Genomic DNA, 25,919 nt, shown 5'->3' on the forward strand with positions numbered 1-25,919 from the left:
AAATGAGATGCGAACGACCCGACTCTAGGTTGCGGCGGATGAGGAAAAGTTCAGATTCCGGGTTGTGACATGCACCGCAGCGATACGGTCATCGTCCGGTCACAATCGCCGCGCACAGCGGTCATGGACAGCTGTGAGAGTTCTGTGCATCCGCCGATTCGGACGTACAGGAAGGCCGATCAGCCGTGTGCGCACTGCTCGCGACCCCCGCCCAGCAGCACCAGTTCCCGCCCCGGCGCCGGCACCCGCACGGTGGCCAGGCGCTCACGGTGCGCTCCTTGTCCGAACCGGAATACCGGGCATTCCTTTCCCGGCACGGCCGGGCCGGGTTTCTCCAGTACCCGTCCTGGGCGCGGGTAAAGGACCTCTGGCGCTCGGAAAGGGTCGGATGGCACTACCCCGGCGGTGAGATCGAGGGTGCGGCGCTGGTTCTCTACCGCCAATTCCCCGGGACCCGCAAATACTTCGCCTATCTCCCCGAGGGGCCCGTCGCCGACTGGACCGACCCGGACATCGACCGCTGGCTCACCCCCTTCACGAACCACCTGAGGTCCTCCGGCGCCTTCGCCGTCCGCATCGGACCCACACCGGCCTACCGCCGCTGGGACGCGGCCGCCGTCAAGTCCGCCTCGGGCCCCGGCCGCCAGATATCCGACGTGCTCGCCACCGAGGTCGACCCCGTCGGCTCCGCGCTCGCCGACCGGCTGCGCACCCGCGGCTGGAAGCGCTGCGGCGGCGAGGACGACGGCGACGCCCAGCCCCGCCACGTCTTCCGCGTCCCGCTCGCCGGGCGCTCCACCGACGACCTGTGGGCGGGCCTGAACCAGGAGTGGCGGCGCAATGTGCGCAAGGCCGCGAAGTGCGGGGTCGAGACGGTCATCGGCACCGCCGGCGACCTGCCCGAGTTCTACCGGCTGCTGAAGACGACCGAGGAGCGCGACGGTTTCAGGCTCGGCCGCTCCCTCGCGTACTACCAGCGGCAGTACGAGGTCCTCAACGCCGAGGAACCCGGCCGCATGCGGCTCTACCTCGGTGTCCACCAGGGAGAGATCCTCGCCGCGCACACCATGATCGTGGCCGGCAGCCGTGTCTGGTACCAGACCGGTGCCTCCGCCGACCACCGCCGTGAGGTCCGCCCCAGCAACGCCCTGCAGTGGCGCATGATGTGCGACGCACATGCCCTCGGGGCGGACGAATACGACATGCGCGGGGTACCCTCCACCCTCGACCCCGACGAACGCTCCTTCGGGCTGCTGCGCTGGAAGCTCGGCACCGGCGGGCAGGTCGTCGAAACCCTCGGCGAGTGGGAGACCTCGATGGACGGATGCGCCAACACGGCCCTCTACAAGGCCTTCCAGGCGTACATGGCCCGCCGGTGACCGTCGCAGACGCCAGAGCGGCCGACGCGCAAGCCGACGCGGAAGCCGACGCGCAAGCCGGCACCGCAGCCGGCGCGGAAGCCGCGACGGCCGCCGCGACGCACGCCGACACCGCCCGCACGGCACCCGCCAAGACCTCGGTGCTGCGCAGCGGCGCCCTCATGGCCGCCGGCTCGGTCGTCTCCCGCGCCACCGGCTTCGTCCGCTCCGCCGTGATCGTCGCCGCACTCGGCACCGAGCTGCTCGGCGACGGCTACGCCGTCGCCAACACCGTCCCGAACATCCTGTACATCCTCCTGATCGGCGGCGCCCTCAACGCGGTCTTCGTCCCCGAGCTGGTCCGCGCCGCCAAGGAGCACGAGGACGGCGGCGCCGCGTACACCGACCGGCTGATCACCGTCTGCGCGGCCGCGCTGCTGGTGATCACCGCCGCCGCCGTACTGGCCGCCCCGCTGATCGTCTCGGCGTACACCGGCTACACCGGCGGCCAGGAGTCCACCACCGTTGCCCTGGCCCGGTACTGCCTCCCGCAGATCCTCTTCTACGGGCTGTTCACCCTGCTCGGCCAGGTGCTGAACGCCCGCGGCCGGTTCGGCGCGATGATGTGGACCCCCGTCCTCAACAACCTCGTCGTCATCGCCGTCTTCGGGCTCTTCCTCTACGTCTCCCAGGTCAGTCAAGGGGGCGTGAACGGCCTGACGGCCTCCGAGACCCGGCTGCTGGGCATCGGCACCACCGCCGGCATCGTCGTGCAGGCCCTCGGCCTGATCCCCTCGCTGCGCGCCGCCCGCTTCCGCTGGCGCCCCCGCTTCGACTGGCGCGGCAGCGGCCTCGCCCGCCCGCTGCGCAACGCGGGCTGGCTCGTGCTGCTCGTCCTGACCAACCAGCTCGCCTACTGGGTCGTGACCCGGCTCTCCACCGCCACCGGGCAGCGCGCCGTCGACGCGGGCCTCGCGGGCGGCGCCGGCTACACCGCCTACAGCAACGCCTACCTGCTGTGGATGGTCCCGCAGGGCATCGTCACCGTCTCCCTCGTCACCGCCCTCATGCCCCGGATGAGCGCCGCCGCCACCGACGGCGACCTCGGCCGCGTGCGCGCGGACGTCTCCTACGCGCTGCGCTCCAGCGCCGCCCTCGTCGTCCCGGCCGCCGCGCTCTTCGCGGCCCTCGCGCCCTGGGTGATCGGCAGCGTCTTCGAGTACGGGCGCACCGGCGCCGCCGACGTCGCGGTCATGGCCGGCATGCTCGCGGCCTTCGCGCCCGGCCTGATCGCCTACTCCGCGCAGTACGTGCTCTCCCGCGGCTTCTACGCCCTGTCCGACACCCGGACCCCCTTCTTCCTGAACCTGGTCATCGCCACCCTGAACGCCGGGCTCTCGGCCGCCGCGTACCTCCTGCTGCCGCCCCGCTGGGCGGTCACGGGCATGGCGGCGGCCTGCTCGGTCGCCTTCGCAGCGGGCGCGGCCGCCACCGCGTACGTCCTCTCCCGGCGGCTCGGCCCGCGCACGGGGAGCCGTAAGCAGCGCAGGACCACCGCCGTACGCACGCACCTGCGGCTCGTGGCCGCCTGCGTTCCGGCGGCCGCCGCCGGGTACGCCGCCGCGCGCGCCGCCGACCGGTTCGGGAACTTCGCCGGCGTCGTGGCGGGAACCGCGGCGATCGTTCTCGTCGTCGTCGTCCTCGCCGGACCGCTGAGGCTGACGGAGATCACCGACCTGCTCGACTCCGCGCGCCGCAAGGCGGGCCGCCGCCCCACCTCCTAGAACCGCCCGTCGGTCGAAGGCGGGAGGAGGAAGAGGATGATCCACGACCCTGGGATACTGACCCGATGCCACGCGTACTGCTGATCGAGGACGACCCTTCCATCAGGGAAGGAGTGGGCCTCGGCCTGCGCCGCCGGGGCCACGAGGTGAGTTCCGCCGAGACCGGCGAGGCCGGACTCGACCTCATGGCGAGCTTCCACCCCGAGCTCGTCCTGCTCGACCTCATGCTGCCCGGTATGAACGGCGTCCAGGTCTGCCGCCGGATACGCGAGACCAGCCAGGTCCCGATCATCATGCTCACCGCGCGCGGAGACGACTTCGACATAGTCGTCGGCCTGGAAGCCGGAGCCGACGACTACATCGTCAAACCCGCCCGCACCGAGGTCATCGAAGCCCGCATCAAGGCGGTGCTGCGCCGCCTCAGCGAGCCCGCCGGCGGCCGCCTGGACGTGGAGTTCCACGGCGGGCTGGCCATCGACCGCTCGGGCCTCACCGTCGCCAAGAACGGCGAACGCGTCCCCCTGGCACCCAGCGAGCTCAAGCTCCTGCTCCACCTGTCGGCCTCGCCCGAGCAGGTCTTCTCCCGCCAGCAGCTCCTCGAATACGTCTGGGACCACAGCTACCACGCCGACGCCCGGCTCGTGGACGCCTGCGTACGCCGCCTGCGCACCAAGGTCGAGGACCCGGACGCCGCCCCCCGCTACATCCAGACCGTGCGCGGCTTCGGCTACCGCTTCGGCCCGCTCTAGGCGCGCCCGGTGAGACGTTTCGCACCGCTCGGCCTGCGGACCCGGCTGATCGCCGCCTTCCTGCTGGTCGCCGGCATCTGCGCGGTCACCACGGCCGCGCTCACCTACCAGCAGGCCCGCAACGCGATCCTCAAACAGAGCCAGGACACCGCCGTCAGCACGCTGCGCGACCTGGTCGAGGCCCAGACCGTCGTACTGCCCATGGACCAGCGGGAACTCCAGCGCGTCGTCGGAGAGCTGGGCAAGCGGGGCCAGCCGCACCCCTGGACCGTGTACGGGGAGTACGGAAAGCTGCGCGCCTCCACCAACCAGGGCTCTCCCACGTCCGCGGTCATCAGCGACCAGCTGCGCCGCCAGGTGACCTCCAACCCGCACGGGGCCTTCCAGCGCACGAAGGACCGCCCCGGCAACACCCACCTCGTCGTCGGCATGCCGGCCGTCTTCCAGCACATCGGGGGCCGCGAGGCCACCGGCGCCGTCTTCTACGCGGTGATGTCCCTGGACACCGAGCAGACGACCGTGGACGCCATGGTCGACGCCGCCAAGAAGGGCGCCGTCCCGGGCCTGGCGATGGCCGTCATCCCCGCCCTGCTCGCGGCGCGCAGCGTCCTGAGGCCGGTACGGGACATGCGCAAGGCCGCCCAGCGGCTGGGCCGCGGCCGGCTCGACACCCGGATCGAGGTCCGCGGCGCCGACGAACTCGCCGGACTCGCCCGCACCTTCAACGAGACGGCCCGCGCCCTAGAACAGTCGGTGAGCGAGCTGCGGGACGCGGAGGTCCGCGCCCGGCGCTTCGCCGCCGACGTCTCCCACGAGCTGCGCACCCCGCTCGCCGGGATGCTCGCCGTCACCGAGGTCCTGGACGAGGGCGCCGAGGACCTCGACGCCGACACCGCGAAGGCGCTGCGCCTCATCAGCGCCGAGACCGGAAAGCTCGCCGTGCTCGTCGAGGACCTCATGGAGATCTCCCGCTTCGACGCCCGCGCCGCCGAGCTCAACCTCGACGACGTCGACGTCGCCGAGGCCGTCACCAAGACCCTGGAACGCCGCCACTGGACCGACGGCCGGATCCGCACCGACCTGCCGCCGGACATCCGCGCCCGGCTCGACCCGCGCCGCTTCGACGTGGTCCTGGCCAACCTCGTGGGCAACGCCCTCAAGCACGGCGGCGCCCCGGTCAGCGTCCGTGTCCGCACCGCGCCGCTGCTCACGGGCGATCGGCTGCTGATCGAGGTCGCCGACAGCGGGCCCGGCATCGCCCCCGAGGTGCTGCCGCACATATTCGACCGCTTCTTCAAGGCGGACGCCGCCCGCACCCGCTCCACGGGCAGCGGCCTGGGCCTGGCCATCACCCTGGAGAACGTCCGCCTGCACGGAGGAACCCTGCACGCGGCCAACGGCCCCGCCGGCGGAGCGCTCTTCATCCTCGACATGCCGCTGGAGGTCACCGTATGAACCCGGCACGGGCGGCCGCCGCCGCTACCGCGCTGATCGGCCCGCTGCTGCTCTCCACGGGCTGCGGGTCCATCGCCACCACCGGGGTCGTCGAGAGCGGCCGCGCCGGCACCGTGAGACTGGCCGCCGGGCCGGAGACGGGCATGGTGTACTTCGTCCCGCCCGGGGGCGGGATCGCTCCGGTGATGCTCCTGTCCGGGCCCTCGCACCCCTCGCCCAACTACCTGCTGTCCAGGCTGCTGGCCGGTCCGGACACCGCCACGCAGGAGGCGGGCTTGACCACCGAACTCCCCGGGGTGGACAACAAGATGATGCTGCAGGCCGGGATCACGATCGGCGACGACGGGTCGAGCGTGAAGGTCAAGCTGCCCTTCCCGATCGGGCCGCTTTCCGCGACGGCACGCCGCCAAGTGGCGTGCACGGCCCTCGCGGGAGTGCGCGTCAGCCCGGCTCCCCAGGTCACCCTCGTCGATCCCGAGGGCAAGCAGGAGCGCGTGGAATGCGGGGCGGCCGCCGACTGACCGGCTCCGGCCGGCTTCCGGCGGCCGCCGTCCCTGTCCGGACCGCGCCCGGCGCCGCGCGGCCCCCTTGCGGTCCGGGCCCGCGCCCCGCCACCGTGTGGCCATGAACCCTCCAGGCCCGCGCCCCGCCAGCCGGGAGCACGCGGTGGACACCCCCGACGTCTTCGACCCGCGCGTCTACGCCGAAGGCGTCCCGTACGAGCGCTACCGCCTGCTGCGCGACCACCACCCGGTGGCCTGGCAGAGCGAGCCCGAGGTCCTCGGCTGGCCCGCCGGCCCCGGCTTCTGGGCCGTCGCCCGTCACGCCGACGTGGTCCGGGTCCTGCGCGACCACCGCACGTACTCCTCCCGCCTGGGCGCCACCCAGATCCGCGATCCCGACCCCGCCGACCTGCCCTTCCTGCGGCGCACCATGCTCAACCAGGATCCCCCCGAACACGGCAGGCTGCGCCGCACCGTCGCCCGCGCCTTCACCCCGGCCCGCGTCGACGCCTTCGCCGCCCGGGTCCGCGAGCGGGCCCGTACGCTGCTCGGCGCCGCACGGGACGGCGCCGAGGACCGGGCCGCCGACCTGGTGCGCACCGTCACCGACGAGTACGCGCTGCTGAACCTCACGGACCTGCTGGGCGTACCCGCCGCGGACCGGGGGCTGCTGCTGGAATGGACGGTGCGCGTCATCGGCTACCAGGACCCCGAGGACGCCCCGGCGCCCCCGCGCGGTGTGGACGGGAAGCCGCGGAACCCGCGTTCCCCGGCGCTGCTGGGGGAGATGTTCGGGTACGCCCGTGAACTGGCCGCGTACAAGCGCGCCCACCCCGGCGACGACGTGATGACCGCCCTCGCGCACGCCGGGCTGGCGGACGCGGAGCTGGAGATGTTCTTCTTCCTGCTCACCGTGGCCGGCAACGACACCGTCCGCTCCGCCGCGCCCGGCGGCCTCCTCGCCCTGGCCCGCGACCCCGGCGCGTACGCCGAACTCGCCGCAGGGCGCGTCACGGTGGACCGTGCGGTCGAGGAACTCCTGCGCGTCCACCCGCCGGTGCTGAGCTTTCGCCGCACGGCGGCCGCCGATACGGAACTGGCGGGGCAGCCGATCCGGGCCGGGGACAAGGTGGTGGTCTTCCACGCCTCCGCCAACCACGACGAGCGGGTCTTCGCGGACCCCGGCCGCCTCGACCTCGGCCGCGAGCCCAACCCGCACGTCTCCTTCGGGGACGGCCCGCACGTCTGCCTCGGCGCCCACTTCGCCCGGCTCCAGCTGCGCGTCCTCTACGAGGAGTGGCGCGCCCTCATGCCGGCGCCCGAACTCGCGGGGGAGCCGCGCCGGCTGGTCTCCAACTTCATCAACGGGATCACACGGCTGCCGCTGCGGGTGTCAGGGCCGGGCCGGTGACGTCCGCGACCAGTTCGGTCACGTCCGGTCCGTAGGCGTCCGAGTTGATCACCTTCAGCAGGAGGCAGAAGGACCTCCCGCCGTGCCGGCGGGCCAGATCCACGTGGTTGCGGGCCAGGAAGCGGGCACCCGCCTGGTTGCTGATCGCGGTCTGCCCCGAGACGAGGAACACCGGCCGGGATCCCGGCCCCGCGGTCAGCCGGGCCAGCACCACGTACTCGGCCTGGCCCCGCTGCCAGAGGTAGGACTCCCCGCCGACGGTGATGGACCCGCGCTCCGGACCCGGTTCGTTGGAGAGGTCGACCCGGACCCCCGGCAGCATGGACGCCAGGTGGGCCGCCGTACGCGCGTTGGAGACGGGACCGCCGACACAGAACTCGGCGCGCTCGCCGAAGCCCTGGCGGGCCTCGTCGTGGGTGAGGATCTGCAGGTTCGCCCCGCAGTCCTTGATCAGCGCGGATATCTCGAGGAGCGCGAACGCGTCGTTGCGGTGCACCGACCGGTCGGTGCCGCCCATCTGCCGGTTGACCACGAAGAGGCAGTCGGAGCCGGTCGGCAGCCCGAAGAACGCCTGCTTGCGGCGGAGCGTGCGGCGCCACAGGTAGGTCCGGGCGAACCAGCCGAAGCCGCCGCTGATGGCGGTGGCCGCCACCCCCAGCACGATGTTGCGCACGTCATCGTTCATGCGGCGGATGGTAGTCGTCACGAGGACGTCCTGACGCGGGGGGTGCCGTGAAGTTACAGTGCCGGCTCCAGGCCCGGTCCAGGGGTCTGACAGGCCGTCTACCGGAGGTACGGATGCGTCGTCCCGCCGCACGTCAGTTAGCCCTCGTCGCTCTCGCCGGAGCGCTCGTCTCCACCGGCGCGGCCGCGCCGCCGTCCGCGGCGGGCGCCGACGGCGCCCCGGCGAAGGTACCGGTCGCCACCGGCTACGGCGGCGCCGTGGCCAGCGTCGACGCCGATGCCAGCGCGGCCGGGATCGCGGTCCTGCGCTCGGGGGGCAACGCCGTGGACGCCGCCGTCGCGACCGCCGCCGCGCTGGGGGTGACCGAGCCGTATTCCGCCGGCATCGGCGGGGGCGGCTACTTCGTCCACTACGACGCGCGGTCGGGCCGCGTGCGGACCATCGACGGCCGTGAGACCGCGCCGGCGACCGCCACCGCCACGCTGTTCCAGGAGAACGGCGTCCCCATCCCCTTCGCAGAGGGCCAGACCAGCGGCCGGGGCGTCGGCGTCCCGGGCACCCCCGCGACCTGGCAGAGCGCGCTCGACGCCTGGGGAACCCGCCCGCTGGGGCAACTCCTGAAGCCCGCCGAGAAGCTGGCCCGCAACGGCTTCACGGTCGACGCCACCTTCCGTGCGCAGACGGAGCTCAACCAGGACCGCTTCAAGGACTTCCCGGACACGAGGAAGCTCTTCCTGCCAGGCGGCGCCCTCCCGGTGGTCGGCTCCACCTTCAAGAACCCGGACCTGGCCGACACCTACGCCGAGCTGGGCCGCAAGGGCGCGGGCGCGCTGTACCGCGGACCGCTGGCCGAGGACATCGTCCGCGCCGTCCGCACGCCCCCGGTGGACCCGTCCGCCACCCGCGTGGTCCGCCCCGGCGACCTGACCACCGGCGACCTGCGCGCGTACGCGACCAAGCGGCAGGACCCGACCCGGGTCGGCTACCGGGGCCTGGACGTCTACAGCATGGCCCCGTCCTCCTCCGGCGGCACCACGGTCGGCGAGGCGCTGAACATCCTGGAGCGCTCCGACCTCGGCCGGCTGTCCGAGGCGCAGTACCTGCACCGCTTCATCGAGGCCTCCCGGATCTCCTTCGCCGACCGGGGCCGCTGGGTCGGCGACCCGGCCGCCGAGGACGTGCCGACCCGGGAGCTGCTCTCGCAGCGGTACGCCGACACGCGCGGCTGCCTCATCGACCCCGGCAAGGCGCTGACCAGCCCGCTTGCCCCGGGGGACCCGCGCCACCCGGTCACCTGCGGCGGCGGCGGGCAGGCCGCCCCGACCACGTACGAGGGGGAGAACACCACGCACCTGACCGTCGCCGACCGCTGGGGCAACGTCGTGTCCTACACCCTGACCATCGAATCGACGGGCGGCAGCGCCATCACCGTGCCGGGCCGGGGCTTCCTGCTCAACAACGAGCTGACCGACTTCTCCTTCGCGCCGGCCGCCCCCGGCGTCCCCGACCCGAACCTGCCGGGCCCCGGCAAGCGGCCGCGTTCCTCGATGTCCCCGACCATCGTGCTGGAGGACGGGCGGCCCGTGCTGGCCGTGGGCTCCCCGGGCGGCGCGACCATCATCACCACCGTGCTGCAGACGCTGACCGGCCACCTGGACCGGGGGCTGCCGCTGGTCGACGCCATCGCCGCGCCGCGCGCCAGCCAGCGCAACCAGAGCACCACGGAGCTGGAGCCGGGCCTGTGGAACGACCCGGTCCGCGCCGAGCTGGAAGCACTGGGCCACGGCTTCCGGCAGAACCCCGAGATCGGAGCGGCCACCGGAGTCCAGCGGCTGCCCGACGGGCGGTGGCTGGCCGCCGCCGAGACCTCGCGGCGCGGCGGGGGCGCGGCGATGGTGGTGCACCCGCACGGGAAGCCGTAGGCGGGGGCTACAGGGCGGTGAGGATCCTCGGGCCGTCGGCGGTGATCGCGACCGTGTGCTCCGCGTGCGCGGCGCGGCTGCCGTCGACGGTCCGCAGGGTCCAGCCGTCCGCGTCGCAGGTGTAGTCGTCGGTGCCGCCCGCGATCAGCATCGGCTCGATCGCGATCACCATGCCGGCGCGCAGCTTCGTACCCTTCCCGGCCGGGCCCTCGTTGGGCACGCCCGGTTCCTCGTGCATGGAGCGGCCGACGCCGTGTCCGCCGAAGCCGTCCGGGATGCCGTACCCGGCGGCGCGGCAGACCGTGCCGATGGCGTGGGCGATGTCCCCGACGCGGTTGCCCGGCCGCGCGGCCGCGATGCCCGCCGCCAGGGCGGCCTCCGCGGTCCCGATGAGCCGCAGGTCGGCGGGGCGGGCCCGGCCCACGGTGAAGCTGACGGCCGCGTCGCCGACCCAGCCGCCCAGCGTCGCGCCGCAGTCGACGCTGACCAGGTCGCCGTCGCACAGCCGGTAGCCGTCGGGGATGCCGTGCACGATCGCGTCGTTGACGGAGACGCAGACGACCGCGGGGAAGGGGACCGGCGCGAAGCGCGGCCGGTAGCCCAGGAAGGGGGAGGCCGCGCCGGCTTCCCGCAGGACCCCGCGGGCCACCTGGTCAAGCTCCAGCAGGGACACTCCCACCGCCGCCCGCTCCCGGACGGCGGCGAGGGCGTGGGCGACGACGCGGCCCGCGGCACGCATCTCGTCGATCGATCGGTCTGACTTCAGTTCCATCATGCCAATAACTATACCGGTATAACTGTAACGGGATAGTTATTGGGCTCCGGGGTAGGATGGAGCCATGGTCCGAACCCCCCTCACCCCCGAAGAGCGCGAGCGCGGCGAGCGCCTGGGCGCCCTGCTGCGCACGGCCCGCGGCGCCCGGAGCATGGTCGAGGTCGCGGCCAGCGCCGGGCTCTCCGCCGAGACGCTCCGCAAGATCGAGACCGGCCGGGCCCCGACGCCGGCCTTCTTCACCGTGGCCGCCCTCGCGGAGGCCTTGGGACTCTCCCTGGACGACGTGATGAGGCGCTGCGCGCTCGTGCCCGTCTGAGGCCTCGGCCGTTCGGCCGCCGGGCCCGCCGTCCGGCGCGCCGTTCGGGCGGGCCCCGGCGGCCGAACGGCGCAATGGGCGGTGGGACGGGCCGGGCGCGGGGCAAGCGTGAAGGCGTGTCAGACATGAACGCATCCGTATCCAAGCGAATCGGTCTCGGAATCGTCGGCGCCCTCCTCGCGGGCGGCCTGCTGATCGCGGCGTGCGCCGCCCCCGAAGGCAGGGCCCACGCCAGGAGCCTGGGCGACGCGGGCTCCCGTCACCCGGGCGTCGTCGCCAGCCGCACCCCGCTCCAGCACGCGAAGCAGGTGGCCGCGGCCGGAAGGGAGTCGTGGGCCTCCGCGCGCCCGTGGCCTGCGCGTAGGGTCGGCGCATGACGGTTCAAGAGCTGGGCAGGGCGCGGTACGTCAGTCTCACCACCTTCCGCAAGGACGGCACCCCGGTGGCCACGCCGGTGTGGGCCGCGGCGGACGCGGGCGAGCTGTTCGTGTGGACGCGCAGCGATTCGTGGAAGGTGAAGCGGATCCGCAACAACGGCCGGGTCGAGGTCGCGGCGTGTGACGTACGGGGGAACGTGGCCGAGGGGGCCGTGGCCTTCGAGGGGGAGGCGCGGCTGCTGGACGAGGTGGGGCTGAAGCGCGTCCGGAAGCTGATGTCGCGCAAGTACACCTGGCAGTTCTGGGCGGTGGACGTGCCGGCCGCCGTGGCCCGGCGGGGCAAGCGGCCGCACACCGCGATCGGTGTCACGCTCGCCGTCAAGCTTTGAGACTCCCGTAGCCCGCCCGTAACACGGATGGGATCCAATGCGGGGATGGAGACCGCGGCTTCACACGTGATCGGTCAACTCGCCGGATACATGCGGGGGTTGATACAGCGGCTGGATCCGGGTGCGGGCTGGTGCGGGGAGTTCTTGCGGCGGGACCCGGAGGGCATGCGGGCCTGCCTGGACGGAGCCGCGATGCCGCCCTGGGACGTACTGGAGTCGCTGATCGGCGACTTGGCGGGATCGCAGGGCGCCGTGGCGCTCGCCCGGGAGACGGAGTACGCCGCCGCGCTGAGGGCGGCTGCCGTCGATGTCTGGGACCGGCTGCCGGGCGGCGAGGAGGAACTGCGCACCCTGCTGGCCGCGGCCGCGACGCAGTGGACGCAGGCGCAGGCGGCGCTGCGCTCGCTGTCGGCGCGGCACGCGGAGACGGCGGACCCCGCCGCGGCCGATGCCCTGGCCCTTGAACTCTCCTGGGCCCACGACGACGCGACCCGCGCGGCCGCCCGGCGGTCGGACCTGACGGCCCGCCTCGCGGCGGCGGTGGCGCGGGAGCCGGTCGGGCGGGCCGAGGGGCGGTGGTTGCGCGGCGCGGCACGGACGGGCGGAGCCCGGTACGCGGGCGCGCCGGTGCCCGGAGCCCAGGCCTTCACCCTGCCTCCCGGCCACCCGTCGGGCGACACGCCGTCCCCCGCCCACCCGTCGGGCGACACCCCGCCGCGCGGCGCCCGCTTCGGCCGCCCCGCGCGCCGGAGCCCCGCGCGGGACGAGGACCGGCCGGTGCCCGCCGGGCCCGCGGCCCGGGCCACGGGCCCGGCGGGCGGGGCTTCGCCGTCCGGCGAGGACGGGCTCGGGCACGGGCATGGGCTCGGGCACGGCAGCGCCTCGTGGGACGCCGGGGCCGACCCCGGGTACCGGTCCGGGTCGGCGGGCGGCGACCGGTGGGCGCCGGGGGAGCCCGACGCGGGCGGTGGGCCGGCGCGGGCCGGGCGGGGCGATCCCGTGGACGGGCTCGTGGGTGCGCTCATCGGGCTGCGGGCGCGGGGCCGCAGCGGGGAGGCGCACGCGTTGCTGTGCGAGGCGGCCGCCTGGCCCGCGCAGTGGCTGCCCGGGCTGGGGGAGGCGCTGGGGCGGGCCGGACTGGCCGCCGACTGGGCCACGCTGCTCTGGGAGGCGGCCTCGCTGCCGCCCGCCCGCTTCGCCGCGGCCGCCGCCGCGCTGGGTCCGGCCGACTGCGACGCCCTGCTGCGTCAGGGCGCGGCCAGGCCCGCCGCGGAGCTCGCCGAGGCCGCCCTCGCGCTCGGCGCCGCCGGCCGTACCCGTGAGGCGGACGCCCTGCTCGGAGCCTTCGTCAGAGTCCGTACCGCGGAGGAGTCCGCCCGCCTGGCCCGGCGGGATCCGGGGTGGTTCGCGCCCCGGCTGCTCAGGGCGGCCGAAGCCCTCTCGGGGACGCATCACCGGGACCTGTTACACGCTCTTCGAGTCGCTAATCTGCCCGTCTCCTGACCGGAATCGACCATGTGGTGACGTAACTCCTGTGTTTGCTGATCCACTACTCCAACCGCGCAAGGCGGTCTTGCCCCGCGCCTGACCGAGGCCTACCTTCAACTCCCTACGCGCAGCCGTCGTACACCCTCTACGTGCGTAGAAGCCGGCGTACCCGTCGCGAGGAGCAGCTCATGGCCCAAGTCGTCCGCGCCGCACTGGTCCAGGCCACCTGGACCGGAGACACCGAGTCGATGATCGCCAAACACGAGGAGCACGCCCGCCGGGCCGCCGCCCAGGGTGCGCGGATCATCGGCTTCCAGGAGGTCTTCAACGCCCCCTACTTCTGCCAGGTCCAGGAACCCGAGCACTACCGCTGGGCCGAGGCCGTCCCCGACGGCCCGACGGTACGCCGGATGCAGGACCTGGCCCGCGAGACCGGCATGGTGATCGTCGTACCGGTCTTCGAGCTGGAGTCCGAGGGCTTCTACTACAACACCGCGGCCGTCATCGACGCCGACGGCAGCTACCTGGGCAAGTACCGCAAGCACCACATCCCGCAGGTCAAGGGCTTCTGGGAGAAGTACTACTTCCGCCCGGGCAACCTCGGCTGGCCAATCTTCGACACCGCGGTGGGCCGGATCGGCGTGTACATCTGCTACGACCGCCACTTCCCGGAGGGCTGGCGCCAACTAGGTCTCGGCGGAGCACAGTTGGTGTACAACCCGTCCGCCACCCACCGGGGTCTCTCCGCCTACCTCTGGCAGCTGGAGCAGCCCGCCGCGGCCGTCGCCAACGAGTACTTCATCGCGGCCATCAACCGCATCGGCCAGGAGGAGTACGGCGACAACGACTTCTACGGCACCAGCTACTTCGTCGACCCCCGCGGCCGCTTCGTCGGCGAGGTCGCCAGCGACAAGGAGGAGGAACTCCTCGTCCGGGACCTCGACTTCGACCTGATCAAGGAGGTCCGCGACCAGTGGGCCTTCTACCGCGACCGCCGCCCCGACGCCTACGGAGGACTCGTACAGCCGTGACCAACCCGATCCCCCTGCACAACCGGCACCGCAGCGTCCTGCCCGACTGGCTCGCGCTCTACTACGACCGCCCCATCGAGCTCACCCACGGCGAGGGCCGCCACGTCTGGGACGCGGACGGCAACCGCTACCTCGACTTCTTCGGCGGCATCCTCACCACGATGACCGCGCACGCCCTGCCCGAGGTCACCAAGGCCGTCTCCGAACAGGCCGGACGGATCATCCACTCCTCCACCCTGTACCTGAACCGGCCCATGGTCGAACTGGCCGAGCGGATCGCCGCACTGTCCGCCATCCCCGACGCCCGGGTCTTCTTCACCACCTCAGGCACCGAGGCCAACGACACCGCCCTGCTGCTCGCGACGACGTACCGCCGTTCCAACCAGATCCTGGCGATGCGCAACAGCTACCACGGCCGGTCCTTCTCCACGGTCTCGGTCACCGGCAACCGCGGCTGGTCCCCGACCAGCCTCTCGCCGCTCCAGACCTACTACGTACACGGCGCGGTCCGCACCCGCGGCCCCTTCGCCCACCTGAACGACGCCGACTTCACGGCGGCCGCCGTCGCCGACCTCGAAGACGTCCTCGGCCAGGCCCGCGGCGGCCTCGCCGCGCTCATCGCCGAACCGATCCAGGGAGTCGGCGGGTTCACCTCCCCGCCCGACGGGCTCTACGGCGCCTTCCGCGAGGTCCTCGACCGGCACGGCATCCTCTGGATCAGCGACGAGGTGCAGACCGGCTGGGGCCGCACCGGAGACCACTTCTGGGGCTGGCAGGCCCACGCCCAGAACGGCCCCCCGGACATCCTCACCTTCGCCAAGGGCATCGGCAACGGCATGTCCATCGGCGGGGTCGTCGCCCGCGCCGAGGTGATGAACTGCCTCGACTCCAACTCCATCTCCACCTTCGGCGGTTCACCCGTCACCATGGCCGCCGGCGTCGCGAACCTCGGCTACCTGCTGGAGCACGACCTGCAGGGCAACGCCCGCCGCGTCGGAGGCCTGCTGCTGGAGCGGCTGCGGGCCGTCGCCGCGACCGTACCCGCCGTACGGGAGGTGCGCGGCCGGGGCCTGATGGCCGGGCTGGAGCTCACGAAGCCCGGCACCGACCAGGCCGATCCGGACGCCGCCGCCGCCGTACTGGAGGCAGCCCGCGCCGGCGGCCTGCTGCTCGGCAAGGGCGGCGGCCACAACACCAGCGTGCTGCGCATCGCGCCGCCGCTCTCCCTCACCGTCGCCGAGGCGGGAGAGGGCGCCGACATCCTCGCCGAGGCCCTCCACAGCCTCGACTGACCACGGGGGACACGTACATGAGCACCCGCACCCTGATCCGCGGCGGCCTCGTCATCACGGCCGCCGACGAGCTCTACGCCGACGTGCTGATCGAGGACGGCCGTGTCGCCGCGCTCGCGGCGCACGGCACGGCGGCCGCCGGGGCGTGGACGGCCGACCGGACGATCGACGCGAGCGGGAAGTACGTCATCCCCGGCGGGGTCGACGCCCACACCCACATGGAGCTGCCCTTCGGCGGCACCTCCGCGTCGGACACGTTCGAGACCGGGACGAGGGCCGCCGCGTGGGGCGGGACGACGACGATCGTCGATTTCGCCGTGCAGTCACAAGGGCAGTCGCTCCGGGCCGGCTTGGACGCCTGGTACGCCAAGGCCGACGGCAACTGCGCGATCGACTACGCCTTCCACATGATCGTGTCGGACGTCAACGAGCACACCCTCAAGGAGATGGACCTCCTCGTCGAAGAAGGCGTGAGCTCGTTCAAACTGTTCATGGCCTACCCCGGGGTCTTCTACTCGGACGACGGCCGGATCCTGCGCGCGATGCAGAGGGCCTCCGGCAACGGCGGGCTCATCATGATGCACGCGGAGAACGGGCTGGCGATCGACGTGCTCGTCGAGCAGGCCCTGGCGCGCGGTGAGACCGATCCCCGCCACCACGGCGAAGTCCGCAAGGTGTTGCTGGAGGCGGAAGCCACCCACCGGGCGATCCAGCTCGCACGGGTGGCGGGCGCCCCGCTCTACGTCGTCCACGTCTCGGCGCAGGAGGCGTTGGCCGAGCTGGCGGCCGCCCGGGACAAGGGGCTGCCCGTCTTCGGGGAGACCTGTCCGCAATACCTGTTCCTGTCCACCGACAACCTGGCGGAGCCCGACTTCCAGGGCGCCAAGTACGTCTGCTCCACCCCGCTGCGGCCCCGCGAGCACCAGGCGGCACTGTGGCGGGGTCTGCGGACCAACGACCTCCAGGTGGTCTCGACCGACCACTGCCCCTTCTGCTTCCGCGGCCAGAAGGAGCTGGGCCGCGGGGACTTCTCGAAGATCCCCAACGGGCTCCCCGGGGTGGAGAACCGGATGGACCTCCTCCACCAGGCCGTTCTCGACGGGCACATCAGCCGCCGGCGCTGGATCGAGATCGCGTGCGCGACCCCGGCCCGGATGTTCGGCCTCTACCCCCAGAAGGGCAGCATCGCGCCGGGCTCCGACGCCGACATCGTCCTCTACGATCCGCACGCCGAGCAGGTCATCTCCGCCGAGACGCACCACATGAACGTGGACTACTCGGCGTACGAGGGCAAGCGGATCACCGGACGCGTCGACAGCGTGCTCTCGCGCGGTGAACTCGTCATCGACCGACGGGAGTTCACGGGCCGCGCCGGCCACGGGGCCTTCGTCCACCGCTCCACCTGCCAGTACCTGTAAGCCAGCACGCAGCAGCAAGGAGCAGCCATGGACTTCGGCCTCGTCCTGCAGACCGACCCGCCCGCCTCCGCGGTGATCAGCCTCATGAAGCGCGCCGAGCGCAACGGGTTCCGCTACGGCTGGACCTTCGACTCCGCCGTGCTGTGGCAGGAGCCGTTCGTCATCTACAGCCAGATCCTGGCCAACACGCAGAAGCTGCACGTAGGGCCGATGGTCACCAACCCGGGCACCCGCACCTGGGAGGTGACCGCCTCCACCTTCGCGACGCTCAACGACATGTACGGCAATCGCACGGTGTGCGGGATCGGGCGCGGGGACTCCGCGATGCGGGTCGCGGGCCGCGCGCCGAACACCCTGGCCCGGCTCGGCGAGGCCATCGAGGTGATCAGGGATCTGGCGGAGGGCCGGGAGGCGGTCGTGGACGGCAATCCGATCCGGATCCCCTGGATCACGGACGGGAAGCTCCCGGTGTGGATGGCCGCATACGGGCCCAAGGCCCTCGCGCTCGCCGGGCAGAAGGCCGACGGCTTCATCCTCCAGCTCGCGGACCTCTACCTCACCGAGTGGATGATCAAGGCGGTCCGCCAGGCCGCCGTGGAGGCCGGCCGCGACCCGGACTCCATCAGCATCTGTGTGGCGGCCCCCGCGTACGTGAGCGGGGATGTGGCCCACGCCCGCGACCAGTGCCGCTGGTTCGGTGGCATGGTCGGCAACCACGTCGCCGACCTGGTGTCCCGCTACGGCGAGCACTCCTCGATGGTCCCGGACGAGCTCACCGAGTACGTCAAGTCCCGGCAGGGCTACGACTACAGCCACCACGGCCGGGCGGGGAACCCGTCGGCGGACTTCGTCCCGGACGAGATCGTCGACCGCTTCTGCCTCCTGGGTCCGGCCGAGGCCCACATCGAGAAGCTTCGGGCACTGCGGGACCTCGGCGTCGACCAATTCGCCCTATACAACATGCACGACGCCCGGGAAGCGACCATCGACGCGTACGGCTCCGACGTCATCCCGTCGTTCGGCTGAGTCTGGCGAGTGGCGCGGGGTCGACCAAGAGGTCGGCCCCGCAGCAGGTTGCCGACGGCTCTCGTGCGCAGGAGGTCTGCCGGCCCACTACTCGCCTCTCGACTCTCACCCCGCCCGGTCCTCCAGGGGTAGCACCCCGCGCCACGCCAGGTTGCCGGCCGAGCGGCCCACCATGATGCGGTAGGTCCCGGGCTCCGTGCGCCAGGCCTTCTCGGCTTCGGACCAGTGCCGCAGCGCGTGCGCCGGGACCTCCACGACGGCGATCACCGAAGCGCCGGGCTCCGCATGGACCGCGGTGTAGCCGGCGAACCATCGGACGGGCCGCTCGACGGTGGATTCCGGACGGGCGAGGTACACCTGCACGACCTCACGGCCGGGCCGGCTGCCCGTGTTGCGCACCTGCACGCGGACCGTGAACGAGGATCCTGCCACCGCTTCGGCCGGGACTTGGACCGTCTCGTACTCCCATGCGGTGTAGCCGAGGCCGTGGCCGAACCAGTAGGCGGGTTCCCTTCCGGTGAGGAGCCAGGCCCGGTGCCCGACGTGCACGCCGTCGTCGTAGGTGAGCCGGCCGTCGACCGGCTGTGCGTGGGTGACGGGTGCGTCGGTCAGTGACGCGGCCCAGGTGGTGGGAAGCCGGCCGCCCGGCTCGGCGTCACCGAAGAGGACGTCGGCGAGCCCGGCCCCGGCCTCCTGCCCGGAGAACCAGGTGAGCAGCACCGCGCCCGCCTCGTCGCGCCAGGGCAGCTCGACCGGGCCACCGGAGTTGACCACGGCGACGGTGCGCCGGTTGACGGCTGCCACGGCGCGGACCAGCGCGTCCTGGTGGCCGCCCAAGGACAGGTCGGCTCGGTCGCGGCCCTCGGTCTCGGTGTGTTCGGTGGTGCCGACGACCACGATCACCGCGTCCGCTCCGCGGGCCGCCTGAACCGCTTCCGCGAGCGCGGCCGCGGCCTCGGGCTCCGGCGGCGCCGCCGCGACGATCGTGGCTCGCCCGGCTCCGGGAACCAGTTCACGCCGGGCCGTCAGAAGAACGGGTTCCGTCGTGTCCACGAACGCCCGCACCGTGTGGAGGGGCGGGTTCACATGGACGATGGCCGGGTCGTCGGTGGTGCACGGGAATACGCCGTCCAGAACGATCCGGCCGCCGAGGGTGAGGTTCATGCGGCCGAAGCCGGCGATGCCGAAGGTCCATTCCCCCGTCGCCCGCGGCCGGATGAGCGCGCTGATCTCCACCGTCCGTGCGGCGGGAACCACGGGCGGCTCCAGCTGTGCCCCGGACAGCCGGTGCTCCGCGTGGAGCTCATGGCCCGCCTCGTCCAGGAGGCGCAGCAGCACGCCGGGCTCCCCTGATCGCGGGTCGCTGCACCAGCCGGTGCCGAGGGGCCCTGGGGGAACGCCCAGTCCCGGACCCGGTACGTGCACGACCTGGGCCAGGCCGTCCAGCCGTGCGCGAATCCCGTCGAGGGGAGTGACCACGCGCGAGGGGAAGACTCCCGCGCTGCCTCCGCCCTGCACCCGCGGGGAGGCTGCGTGCACGCCGATGACGGCGATCTTCGACAAGGAGCCGGGGTCGAGCGGGAGCACCTCCCGGTTGGTCAGCAGCACGGATCCCGCGGCCACCGTACGGCGCAGCAGCGTCCGGGTCTCGTCCGACCCGAACGCCGGGGTCCGTGGGCGCCCGTTCGATTCGAGGGCCCCCACGCGCCGGGCCAGCCGCAGCAGGCGCCGCACCTTCTCGTCGACGGCTTCCTCGGGGACGTGGCCGTCCTTCACGGCCTGGGCGAGGGACGCCTCCCACGGGCCCTGCGGTCCCGGCATCGCCAAATCGAGGGCGGCGAGCGCCGGTTCCCAGGTCGAACGCAGGGCGCCCCAGTCGGAGACCACCACCCCGTCGAAGCCCCAGTCACCCTTGAGGGGTTCGGCGAGCAGCGGATTGGCGGTCATGGTCGCGCCGTTCACGCCGTTGTAGCCGGCCATCACCAGCCACACGCCCGCCTCGACAGCAGCCTCGAACGGAGCCAGGTACACCTCTCGCAGCACCCGCTCGGAAGCTCGTACGTCCACGTGCATCCGCCCCGTCTCGGAGTCGTTGGCGACGTAGTGTTTGGCCGTGGCCGCGACCCTCGCAGCCTGGATGCCCCGGATGAGCGCCGCGCCCGTGCGGCCCGTCAGTACGGGATCCTCCGAGAAGCACTCGAAGTGCCGGCCTCCCAGCGGAGTGCGATGCAGATTGAGCGTCGGAGCCAGCACGACGTCCGCACCCTTGCGGACCGCTTCCGAAGCGAGCAGGCCTCCCAGCTGCTCGGTCAGGCCCTCGTCCCACAGTGCGCCGATCGCGGAGGCCGAGGGAAGCAGCGCCGAGGTGAGCCGCTCGTCCCAGGCTTCTCCCCGCACCCCGGCGGGGCCGTCGGAGGTGACCATCTCGCGCAAGCCGATGGCCTGCTCGCCTGCCGTCCGCCACGTCGTGGCCCCGGACAGCAGCCGCACCTTCTGCGCGAGATCGAGCTTCTCCAGCAGTCGATCGAACATGTCCTCGCTCATCCCCACCCCCTTCACGTCATCCGCTTCTCGCATTGGAGAGCGCTCTCCCAACTGGAGTGCGTGCCCCGCGCACCGTCAAGTCCCCTTCGAGCCGGCATCTCTGACGAAGGAGAAGACCCGGCCCGTCCGTCGCGGAGACGGAGCGAGCCGGGCCCGTACGGAGGGCCGACCGGGTCAGGGCAGCCGGTACTCCGCGTTCGGCACCGCGCCGCGGCCGGTGGCGGCAGACCCTCAATGACGGGCGGACCGGTCAAGGCGCGCCGTCACCGGGTCAGCTGTAGACGCCGAACTCGTGGAGGGAGTAGCCCCAGCCGGTGCCGCGTGCGGTCAGGTTCAGGCGCACGTGGCGGGCGTTCGCCGACACGTTGATCGTGTCGATGTCACCGTTGCCGGTCGTGGTGGAGTGGACGGTGCGCCAGTTGACGCCGTCGTCGGAGAGCTGCACCTCGTAGGACTTGGCGTAGGCGGGGTCCCAGACCAGCTGCAGGGTACGGATCGCGGTGGAGGCTCCGAGGTCCACCCGGATCCACTGCGGATCGCTCCAGTCGCTGGCCCAGCGGGTGCCGGCTTTGCCGTCGGTCGCGTTGGCCGGCGTGCAGGGGCAGTCGCCGTACTGAGCCTGGAAGGAGGAGGCGCTCGTCGGCTTGTTCAGTGCCACGTTCGTGCCGCTCACGGGCGGGGAGACCACCTTGACGGACTTGGTCTCGATGCCCGCGTTGCCGTGGCCGTCCTCGGCCTGGATGTAGACCTTCCAGACGCCGAGCTTCTCGGGAGCGGTGACGGCGAAGGTCCCGTTGCCCGTCGAGCGCCACTGCGCCTCGACCAGGCGCTTGTCGCCGTTCGCGTAGTTGCCGCTGAGGAAGACCTTGTACGTCAGCGGGTCGTTCTGCGGATCCCTGACGTCGGCGCGGACGGTGAACTCGCCGCCGGCCGGCGCCTGCGAGGCCTGGTTGACGACCATGTTGCCGATGACGGGCGGTGTGTTGTCGCCCGCGGTCGACCCGGTGTACGCCTTCTTCACCGCGTAGTACGACAGTCGCTTGAGCCCGTCGGGCAACAGGTTGAACCAGATGCCCCCGAAGTCGTGCTCGAGGCCGTAGTGGAACATCGTGGCGCCCAGGGCCACGCCGTGGTGACCGGTGATGCAGTTCCAGGCGGTGGTGTATCCCTCGGCGGTCTGGACGTCGGTCTTCTGCTCGGGGATGCCGTTCGCGTCGTTCGGCACCTCCCACTCGCCGGCCGGCCCCGTCTCGGTGATGATGTAGGGCTTGTTGTAGCCGCCCTCCACCCAGTCCTGCCGCACCCCGCAGATGTCGCCGTACGAGTTCATCGAGTACAGGTCGAGGTCCGGGGCGTTGCGCTTGTAGTACGGCCACGCGCCCGTCCAGGCGTCGGTCGAGGTGACCGGGTGGTCCGGGTCGATGGTGTGGATCTTCTTGGCGACGTCGTTCACGAACGTGGTGTAGGCGTTGCGCTGCGCCTCCAGTTCGGTGCCGCCGTAGCAGTTCTGCAGGCCGAGGACGGATTCGTTGCCGACGTTCCACATGAGCGTGGCCGGGTGCGACTTGTAGGTGTCGACCCACCTCGCGAACTCGGTGAGCATGTTGCTCTTGTATGCGGCGTCGGTCACGTAGTTGACGCAGCCGCCGGAGCCGGGGCCGCCGCCGGGCTGCAGCCAGAATCCGTTGACGACCCGGATGCCGTTCGCCGCGGCGGTGTCGAGCAAGGGCTTGCTCGACGCGTCCGTACCCCAGGTGCGGATGGTGTTGACGCCCATGGACTTCACGTCGGGCATGTACTTCGGGGCGTCGGCGAAGGAGGGGCCCCAGGTGAGGCCCTTGACGGTGTACGGCTGTCCGCCGACGGTCAGCTGCCAGTTGCCCTGGGAGCCGGCCACGCGCACCGCGCCCTGGACCGGGGGCTCCTCCGAGGGGGTGCCGTAGACCTGGAACTCCCAGAGGGAGTAGCCGTAGCCGCCGGAGCGGACCAGGCCGTTCATGCGCACGTAGCGGCCCCTGCCGGAGATGGCGATCTCGTCGGTGCCGCCGTCGCTGCCGGTGACGGATGTGGCGGTGCGCCAGTTCGTACCGTCGTCCGAGACCTGGATCTCGTAGTTCTTGCCGAACGCGCCCTCCCAGGTGAGGACGACGCGGCTGAGGTTGCGGCTCGCGCCGAGGTCGACCTGGATCCATTCGGCGTCGCGCCACTGGCTGGCCCAGCGGGTGCCGGTGAGGTTCCCGTCGAACGCGGCGGACGCGGAATAGGCCTCGCCCTCGCTCGAAGAGGCGGTGGCGGTCTTGCCCTGGGAGAGCAGGGAGTCCGCCGCGACCGCGGCGGGGGCCGTCATCAGGGTGAGCGAAGACTCCGCCTTGCCCTGAGAGACCGGCGCAGGCTCGGCCGAGGCGGCGGGGGAGGACGGCGCCAGCGCGAGCAGGCTACCGAAGAGCGCGGTCGTGACCGCCCCGGCGATTCCCCTCCGCGTGGAAATGGGACGTCGTCTGCGTGGCAACGCATCGACGGGTATGCCAGTTGGCATCGGTGCTCCTTCAACGAACCTGAATGGGAGAGCGCTCTCCAGACCTTGCCCGTACGCCATTGGCCGGTCAAGAAGCGTGACCACTTTTCTTTTGTCTTTCATTAAGCTGCCCACGGTGGGTCACCCACGTTGCGCCGAAGGGCGGTTGGGCCGATTGGCCGGGCAAAGACCACCGGTCGGGGCGCCCCGGCGGGGTGATCCTGAGGCCGCAGGGAGGCCGCACCTTGGGGTTCTGGGTATGAACAGACGGCGCCCGACGCTCTTCGACGATCCGGGTGTGCTGCGACGTGCCGACCTGCGTTGACCACGGTCCGCCGGCCGTGGAGAAGACGGCCGCGCAGAGGGCACGCCCGTGGGCGGAACACATCCAGGGCGCGCCGATGCTCGGCGTGGCCAACGGCATGTCCGGCGCGGTCGACCGCCTGCGGCGGGCCGGGCCGCCTCGGCCGGTGTCACGCCCGCCTCCTCGACCATCGGCAAGGTGACAACGGGGTCGGCCCGCAGCGCCCGGGAGCAGCCAGACGCTCGGCCGGGTAGCCCAGCCGAGCGTTCTGCGTGGGTGAGGACGGCCAAGCGTGCCGACGGGAAACGAAAGCCGTCAGGACCGGGCCGGCCGCCGGATTACGCGTGGAGCCGGCCGTGGCTGCGGACGATGTCCGCGTAGCGGCGGCCGCTGGTCTTCACGGTGCGCTTCTGGGTCGTGTAGTCGACGTGGACGAGGCCGAAGCGCTTGTCGTAGCCGTAGGCCCACTCGAAGTTGTCCAGGAGGGACCAGGCGTAGTAACCGGCCAGCGGAGCGCCCTGGCGGACGGCGCGGGCGCAGGCGGCCAGGTGCTGCTCGAGGTAGGCGGTGCGCTCGGGGTCGTCGACCGCACCGTCGGGGCCGACGGTGTCGGGGAACGCGGAGCCGTTCTCGGTGACGTAGAGCTTGCGCACGCCGTAGTCGTTGGTGAGGCGCAGCAGCAGGGATTCGATGCCGTTGGCGTCGATCTGCCAGTCCAAGCCGGTGCGCGGTACGTCCGGGAGGCGGACTTCGCGGGCGAAGGGGACCGGGCCGGGGGCGTCGTGGGTGACGGTGGCGGGGAAGTAGTAGTTGAGGCCGTGCCAGTCGAGGGGCGCGGCGATGGTCTCCAGGTCGCCGGGGTGCTCGGGCAGCTCCACGCCGTACAGCGCCCGCATGTCGGCGGGGAAGCCGCGTCCGTAGACGGGGTCGAGCCACCAGCGGTTGGTGTGTCCGTCCATGCGGACGGCGGCGGCGAGGTCCTCGGGGTGGTTCGTGGCGGGTACCACCGTGGAGTGGTTGGTGACGATGCCGATCTGCGCGCCGGGTGCTGCGGCACGGATGGCCTGGGTGGCCAGGCCGTGGCCGAGCAGGAGGTGGTAGGAGGCGCGGACGGCGGCGGTCAGGTCGGTCAGGCCGGGGGCCATGCGGCCTTCCAGGTGGCCGATCCAGCCCGAGCAGAGCGGTTCGTTGAGGGTGGCCCACTGGGTGACCCGGTCGCCCAGACGCTCCGCGACCGCGGAGGTGTAGGTGGCCAGGTGTTCTGCGGTCTCGCGGACGGTCCAGCCGCCGCGGTCCTGCAGGGCCTGGGGGAGGTCCCAGTGGTAGAGGGTCACCGAGGGGGTGATGCCGGCTTCCAGGAGCCCGTCGATCACCTTGTCGTAGAAGTCGAGGCCCCGGGCGTTGACCGGTCCCGAGCCGTCGGGGACGATGCGCGGCCAGGCGATCGACATGCGGTAGGCGTTGGTGCCCAACTGCTTCATGAGGGAGATGTCCTGCGGCCAGCGGTGGTAGTGGTCGCAGGTCTCGTCACCGGTGTCGCCGTTGTCGACCTTGCCGGGGGTATGGGAGAACGTGTCCCAGATGGACGGCCCGCGGCCGTCCTCCTTGACGGCTCCCTCTATCTGGTAGGCGGACGTGGCCGTACCCCAGGCGAAGTCCTGAGGGAAGGCGCCGAGGTCGATGGAATCGGACACAGCAGACCTTTCGAAGATCAATGGGAGGAGGGGCTACTTGACCGCGCCGGCGGTCAGCCCGGTGACGAGGTAGCGCTGGAGGAGGAGGAAGCCGCCGACGACGGGCAGGCTCACGACGAGCGAGGCGGCCATGACCTGGTTCCAGTACACGTCGTTCTGGGTCGAGTAGCCCTGCAGGCCCACCGCGAGGGTGCGGGTCGTGTCGTTGGTCATCACCGAGGCGAACAGCACCTCGCCCCAGGCCGTCATGAAGGCGTAGACGCCGACGGCGACGATGCCGGGGATCGCGGCGGGCACGATGACGCGGAAGAGCGCGCCCAGCGGGCCGCAGCCGTCGACCTTGGCGGCCTCGTCGAGGTCCCTGGGAACCGAGTCGAAGTAGCCGATCAGCATCCAGATCGAGAACGGCAGCGAGAACGTCAGGTAGGTGAGGATCAGCCCGACACGGGAGCCGAACAGCGCGATCCCGGTGGCGTTGCCGATGTTGACGTAGATGAGGAACAGCGGCAGCAGGAACAGGATGCCGGGGAACATCTGCGTCGACAGCACCGTGACGGTGAAGACCCGCTTGCCCCGGAAGGAGTAGCGGCTGACGGCGTAGGCCGCGAAGATCGCGATGACGACGGAGAAGACGGTCGCCGAACCGGCCACGATCAGCGAGTTCATGAAGTAGTCGCCGAGGGGGACGGTCTTCCAGATGTCGAAGTACGGCTGGACGGTCAGGCCCGAGGGCATCCACTGGAACTTCCCCGAGACGTCCTGCAGCGGCTTCAGCGAGCTGGAGACCATGACGTACACCGGCAGCAGGACGAACGCCGTGAGCAGGGTCAGGAACACCAGCCGACTGACGAGGAACGACTTGGGGGGCGCCATGGGCGACCGG

At 72.1% G+C, this 25,919-nt stretch carries 21 protein-coding genes; 15 read left to right on the plus strand and 6 right to left on the minus strand.

What is annotated here, in order from left to right; genetic code table 11:
• Window positions 1-278 precede the first annotated feature (278 nt).
• From ACFWBY_RS34245 to ACFWBY_RS34270, 6 genes are all read left to right on the plus strand, one after another.
• Complete coding sequence (locus ACFWBY_RS34245) at window positions 279-1,379, plus strand: lipid II:glycine glycyltransferase FemX (protein ID WP_385409745.1); 1,101 nt, start codon at window positions 279-281, stop codon at window positions 1,377-1,379.
• Entirely contained in the window at window positions 1,376-3,142 is a 1,767-nt protein-coding gene (gene murJ, locus ACFWBY_RS34250; protein WP_385341842.1) for a murein biosynthesis integral membrane protein MurJ, read from the plus strand. The genes ACFWBY_RS34245 and murJ overlap by 4 nt, the downstream gene beginning before the upstream one ends.
• A 65-nt stretch (window positions 3,143-3,207) precedes the next feature.
• A complete protein-coding gene (locus ACFWBY_RS34255; RefSeq protein WP_385341840.1) occupies window positions 3,208-3,891 on the plus strand; it encodes a response regulator in 684 nt (227 codons plus the stop codon).
• Window positions 3,892-3,900: 9 nt separating this feature from the next.
• Window positions 3,901-5,346: an ATP-binding protein gene (locus tag ACFWBY_RS34260; protein WP_385341838.1), complete on the plus strand. Its 1,446-nt coding sequence runs from the start codon at window positions 3,901-3,903 to the stop codon at window positions 5,344-5,346.
• Complete coding sequence (locus ACFWBY_RS34265) at window positions 5,343-5,867, plus strand: hypothetical protein (protein WP_385341837.1); 525 nt, start codon at window positions 5,343-5,345, stop codon at window positions 5,865-5,867. The genes ACFWBY_RS34260 and ACFWBY_RS34265 overlap by 4 nt, the downstream gene beginning before the upstream one ends.
• Window positions 5,868-5,970: 103 nt before the next feature.
• The gene (locus tag ACFWBY_RS34270) at window positions 5,971-7,260 is read left to right on the plus strand and encodes a cytochrome P450 (RefSeq protein ID WP_385341836.1); all 1,290 of its coding nucleotides are present in this window, start codon (window positions 5,971-5,973) and stop codon (window positions 7,258-7,260) included.
• Here ACFWBY_RS34270 and ACFWBY_RS34275 read toward each other — a convergent pair.
• A complete protein-coding gene (locus ACFWBY_RS34275) occupies window positions 7,220-7,945 on the minus strand; it encodes a hypothetical protein (protein ID WP_385341834.1) in 726 nt (241 codons plus the stop codon). The genes ACFWBY_RS34270 and ACFWBY_RS34275 overlap by 41 nt on opposite strands.
• A 113-nt stretch (window positions 7,946-8,058) precedes the next feature.
• Here ACFWBY_RS34275 and ggt point away from each other — a divergent pair, with 113 nt between their 5' ends.
• On the plus strand, window positions 8,059-9,867 hold the full coding sequence (gene ggt, locus ACFWBY_RS34280) for a gamma-glutamyltransferase (protein WP_385341832.1): 1,809 nt from the start codon (window positions 8,059-8,061) through the stop codon (window positions 9,865-9,867).
• 7 nt (window positions 9,868-9,874) lie between these two features.
• On the opposite strand, the gene map is transcribed toward ggt, so the two are convergent.
• Window positions 9,875-10,642, minus strand: coding sequence for a type I methionyl aminopeptidase (gene map, locus ACFWBY_RS34285; RefSeq protein WP_385341830.1), 768 nt, complete (start codon window positions 10,640-10,642; stop codon window positions 9,875-9,877).
• Between the two features lie 64 nt (window positions 10,643-10,706).
• Here map and ACFWBY_RS34290 point away from each other — a divergent pair, with 64 nt between their 5' ends.
• The 8 genes from ACFWBY_RS34290 (at window position 10,707) to ACFWBY_RS34325 (ending at window position 17,979) form a co-directional block, all read left to right on the plus strand.
• Window positions 10,707-10,958 carry a helix-turn-helix domain-containing protein gene (locus tag ACFWBY_RS34290; RefSeq protein ID WP_385341828.1) on the plus strand — a complete coding sequence of 84 codons (252 nt, stop codon included), beginning with the start codon at window positions 10,707-10,709 and terminating at the stop codon, window positions 10,956-10,958.
• 125 nt (window positions 10,959-11,083) lie between these two features.
• Window positions 11,084-11,335, plus strand: a complete 252-nt coding sequence (locus ACFWBY_RS34295; protein WP_385341827.1) for a hypothetical protein — start codon at window positions 11,084-11,086, stop codon at window positions 11,333-11,335.
• Window positions 11,332-11,724 carry a PPOX class F420-dependent oxidoreductase gene (locus tag ACFWBY_RS34300; protein ID WP_385341825.1) on the plus strand — a complete coding sequence of 131 codons (393 nt, stop codon included), beginning with the start codon at window positions 11,332-11,334 and terminating at the stop codon, window positions 11,722-11,724. The genes ACFWBY_RS34295 and ACFWBY_RS34300 overlap by 4 nt, the downstream gene beginning before the upstream one ends.
• Before the next feature lie 45 nt (window positions 11,725-11,769).
• Window positions 11,770-13,227 carry a hypothetical protein gene (locus tag ACFWBY_RS34305; protein WP_385409746.1) on the plus strand — a complete coding sequence of 486 codons (1,458 nt, stop codon included), beginning with the start codon at window positions 11,770-11,772 and terminating at the stop codon, window positions 13,225-13,227.
• Between the two features lie 173 nt (window positions 13,228-13,400).
• Window positions 13,401-14,243, plus strand: coding sequence for a nitrilase-related carbon-nitrogen hydrolase (locus tag ACFWBY_RS34310; protein ID WP_385339205.1), 843 nt, complete (start codon window positions 13,401-13,403; stop codon window positions 14,241-14,243).
• Window positions 14,240-15,535: an aspartate aminotransferase family protein gene (locus ACFWBY_RS34315; protein ID WP_385339202.1), complete on the plus strand. Its 1,296-nt coding sequence runs from the start codon at window positions 14,240-14,242 to the stop codon at window positions 15,533-15,535. The genes ACFWBY_RS34310 and ACFWBY_RS34315 overlap by 4 nt, the downstream gene beginning before the upstream one ends.
• A 17-nt stretch (window positions 15,536-15,552) precedes the next feature.
• The gene (hydA, locus tag ACFWBY_RS34320) at window positions 15,553-16,953 is read left to right on the plus strand and encodes a dihydropyrimidinase (protein ID WP_385339198.1); all 1,401 of its coding nucleotides are present in this window, start codon (window positions 15,553-15,555) and stop codon (window positions 16,951-16,953) included.
• Between the two features lie 27 nt (window positions 16,954-16,980).
• A complete protein-coding gene (locus tag ACFWBY_RS34325) occupies window positions 16,981-17,979 on the plus strand; it encodes a TIGR03842 family LLM class F420-dependent oxidoreductase (protein ID WP_385339195.1) in 999 nt (332 codons plus the stop codon).
• A gap of 105 nt (window positions 17,980-18,084) precedes the next feature.
• Here ACFWBY_RS34325 and ACFWBY_RS34330 read toward each other — a convergent pair whose 3' ends face one another.
• The 4 genes from ACFWBY_RS34330 to ACFWBY_RS34345 form a co-directional block, all read right to left on the minus strand.
• Window positions 18,085-20,523, minus strand: a complete 2,439-nt coding sequence (locus ACFWBY_RS34330) for a glycoside hydrolase family 3 C-terminal domain-containing protein (protein WP_385339192.1) — start codon at window positions 20,521-20,523, stop codon at window positions 18,085-18,087.
• A gap of 271 nt (window positions 20,524-20,794) precedes the next feature.
• Window positions 20,795-22,870, minus strand: coding sequence for a discoidin domain-containing protein (locus tag ACFWBY_RS34335; RefSeq protein ID WP_385339189.1), 2,076 nt, complete (start codon window positions 22,868-22,870; stop codon window positions 20,795-20,797).
• A gap of 810 nt (window positions 22,871-23,680) precedes the next feature.
• Window positions 23,681-25,036, minus strand: coding sequence for a GH1 family beta-glucosidase (locus ACFWBY_RS34340; RefSeq protein ID WP_385339186.1), 1,356 nt, complete (start codon window positions 25,034-25,036; stop codon window positions 23,681-23,683).
• 33 nt (window positions 25,037-25,069) lie between these two features.
• Entirely contained in the window at window positions 25,070-25,909 is an 840-nt protein-coding gene (locus ACFWBY_RS34345; RefSeq protein ID WP_385339208.1) for a carbohydrate ABC transporter permease, read from the minus strand.
• Window positions 25,910-25,919 lie beyond the last annotated feature (10 nt).

This window comes from Streptomyces sp. NPDC060049 (genome assembly GCF_042736715.1).
Taxonomy (GTDB): Bacteria; Actinomycetota; Actinomycetes; order Streptomycetales; family Streptomycetaceae; genus Streptomyces.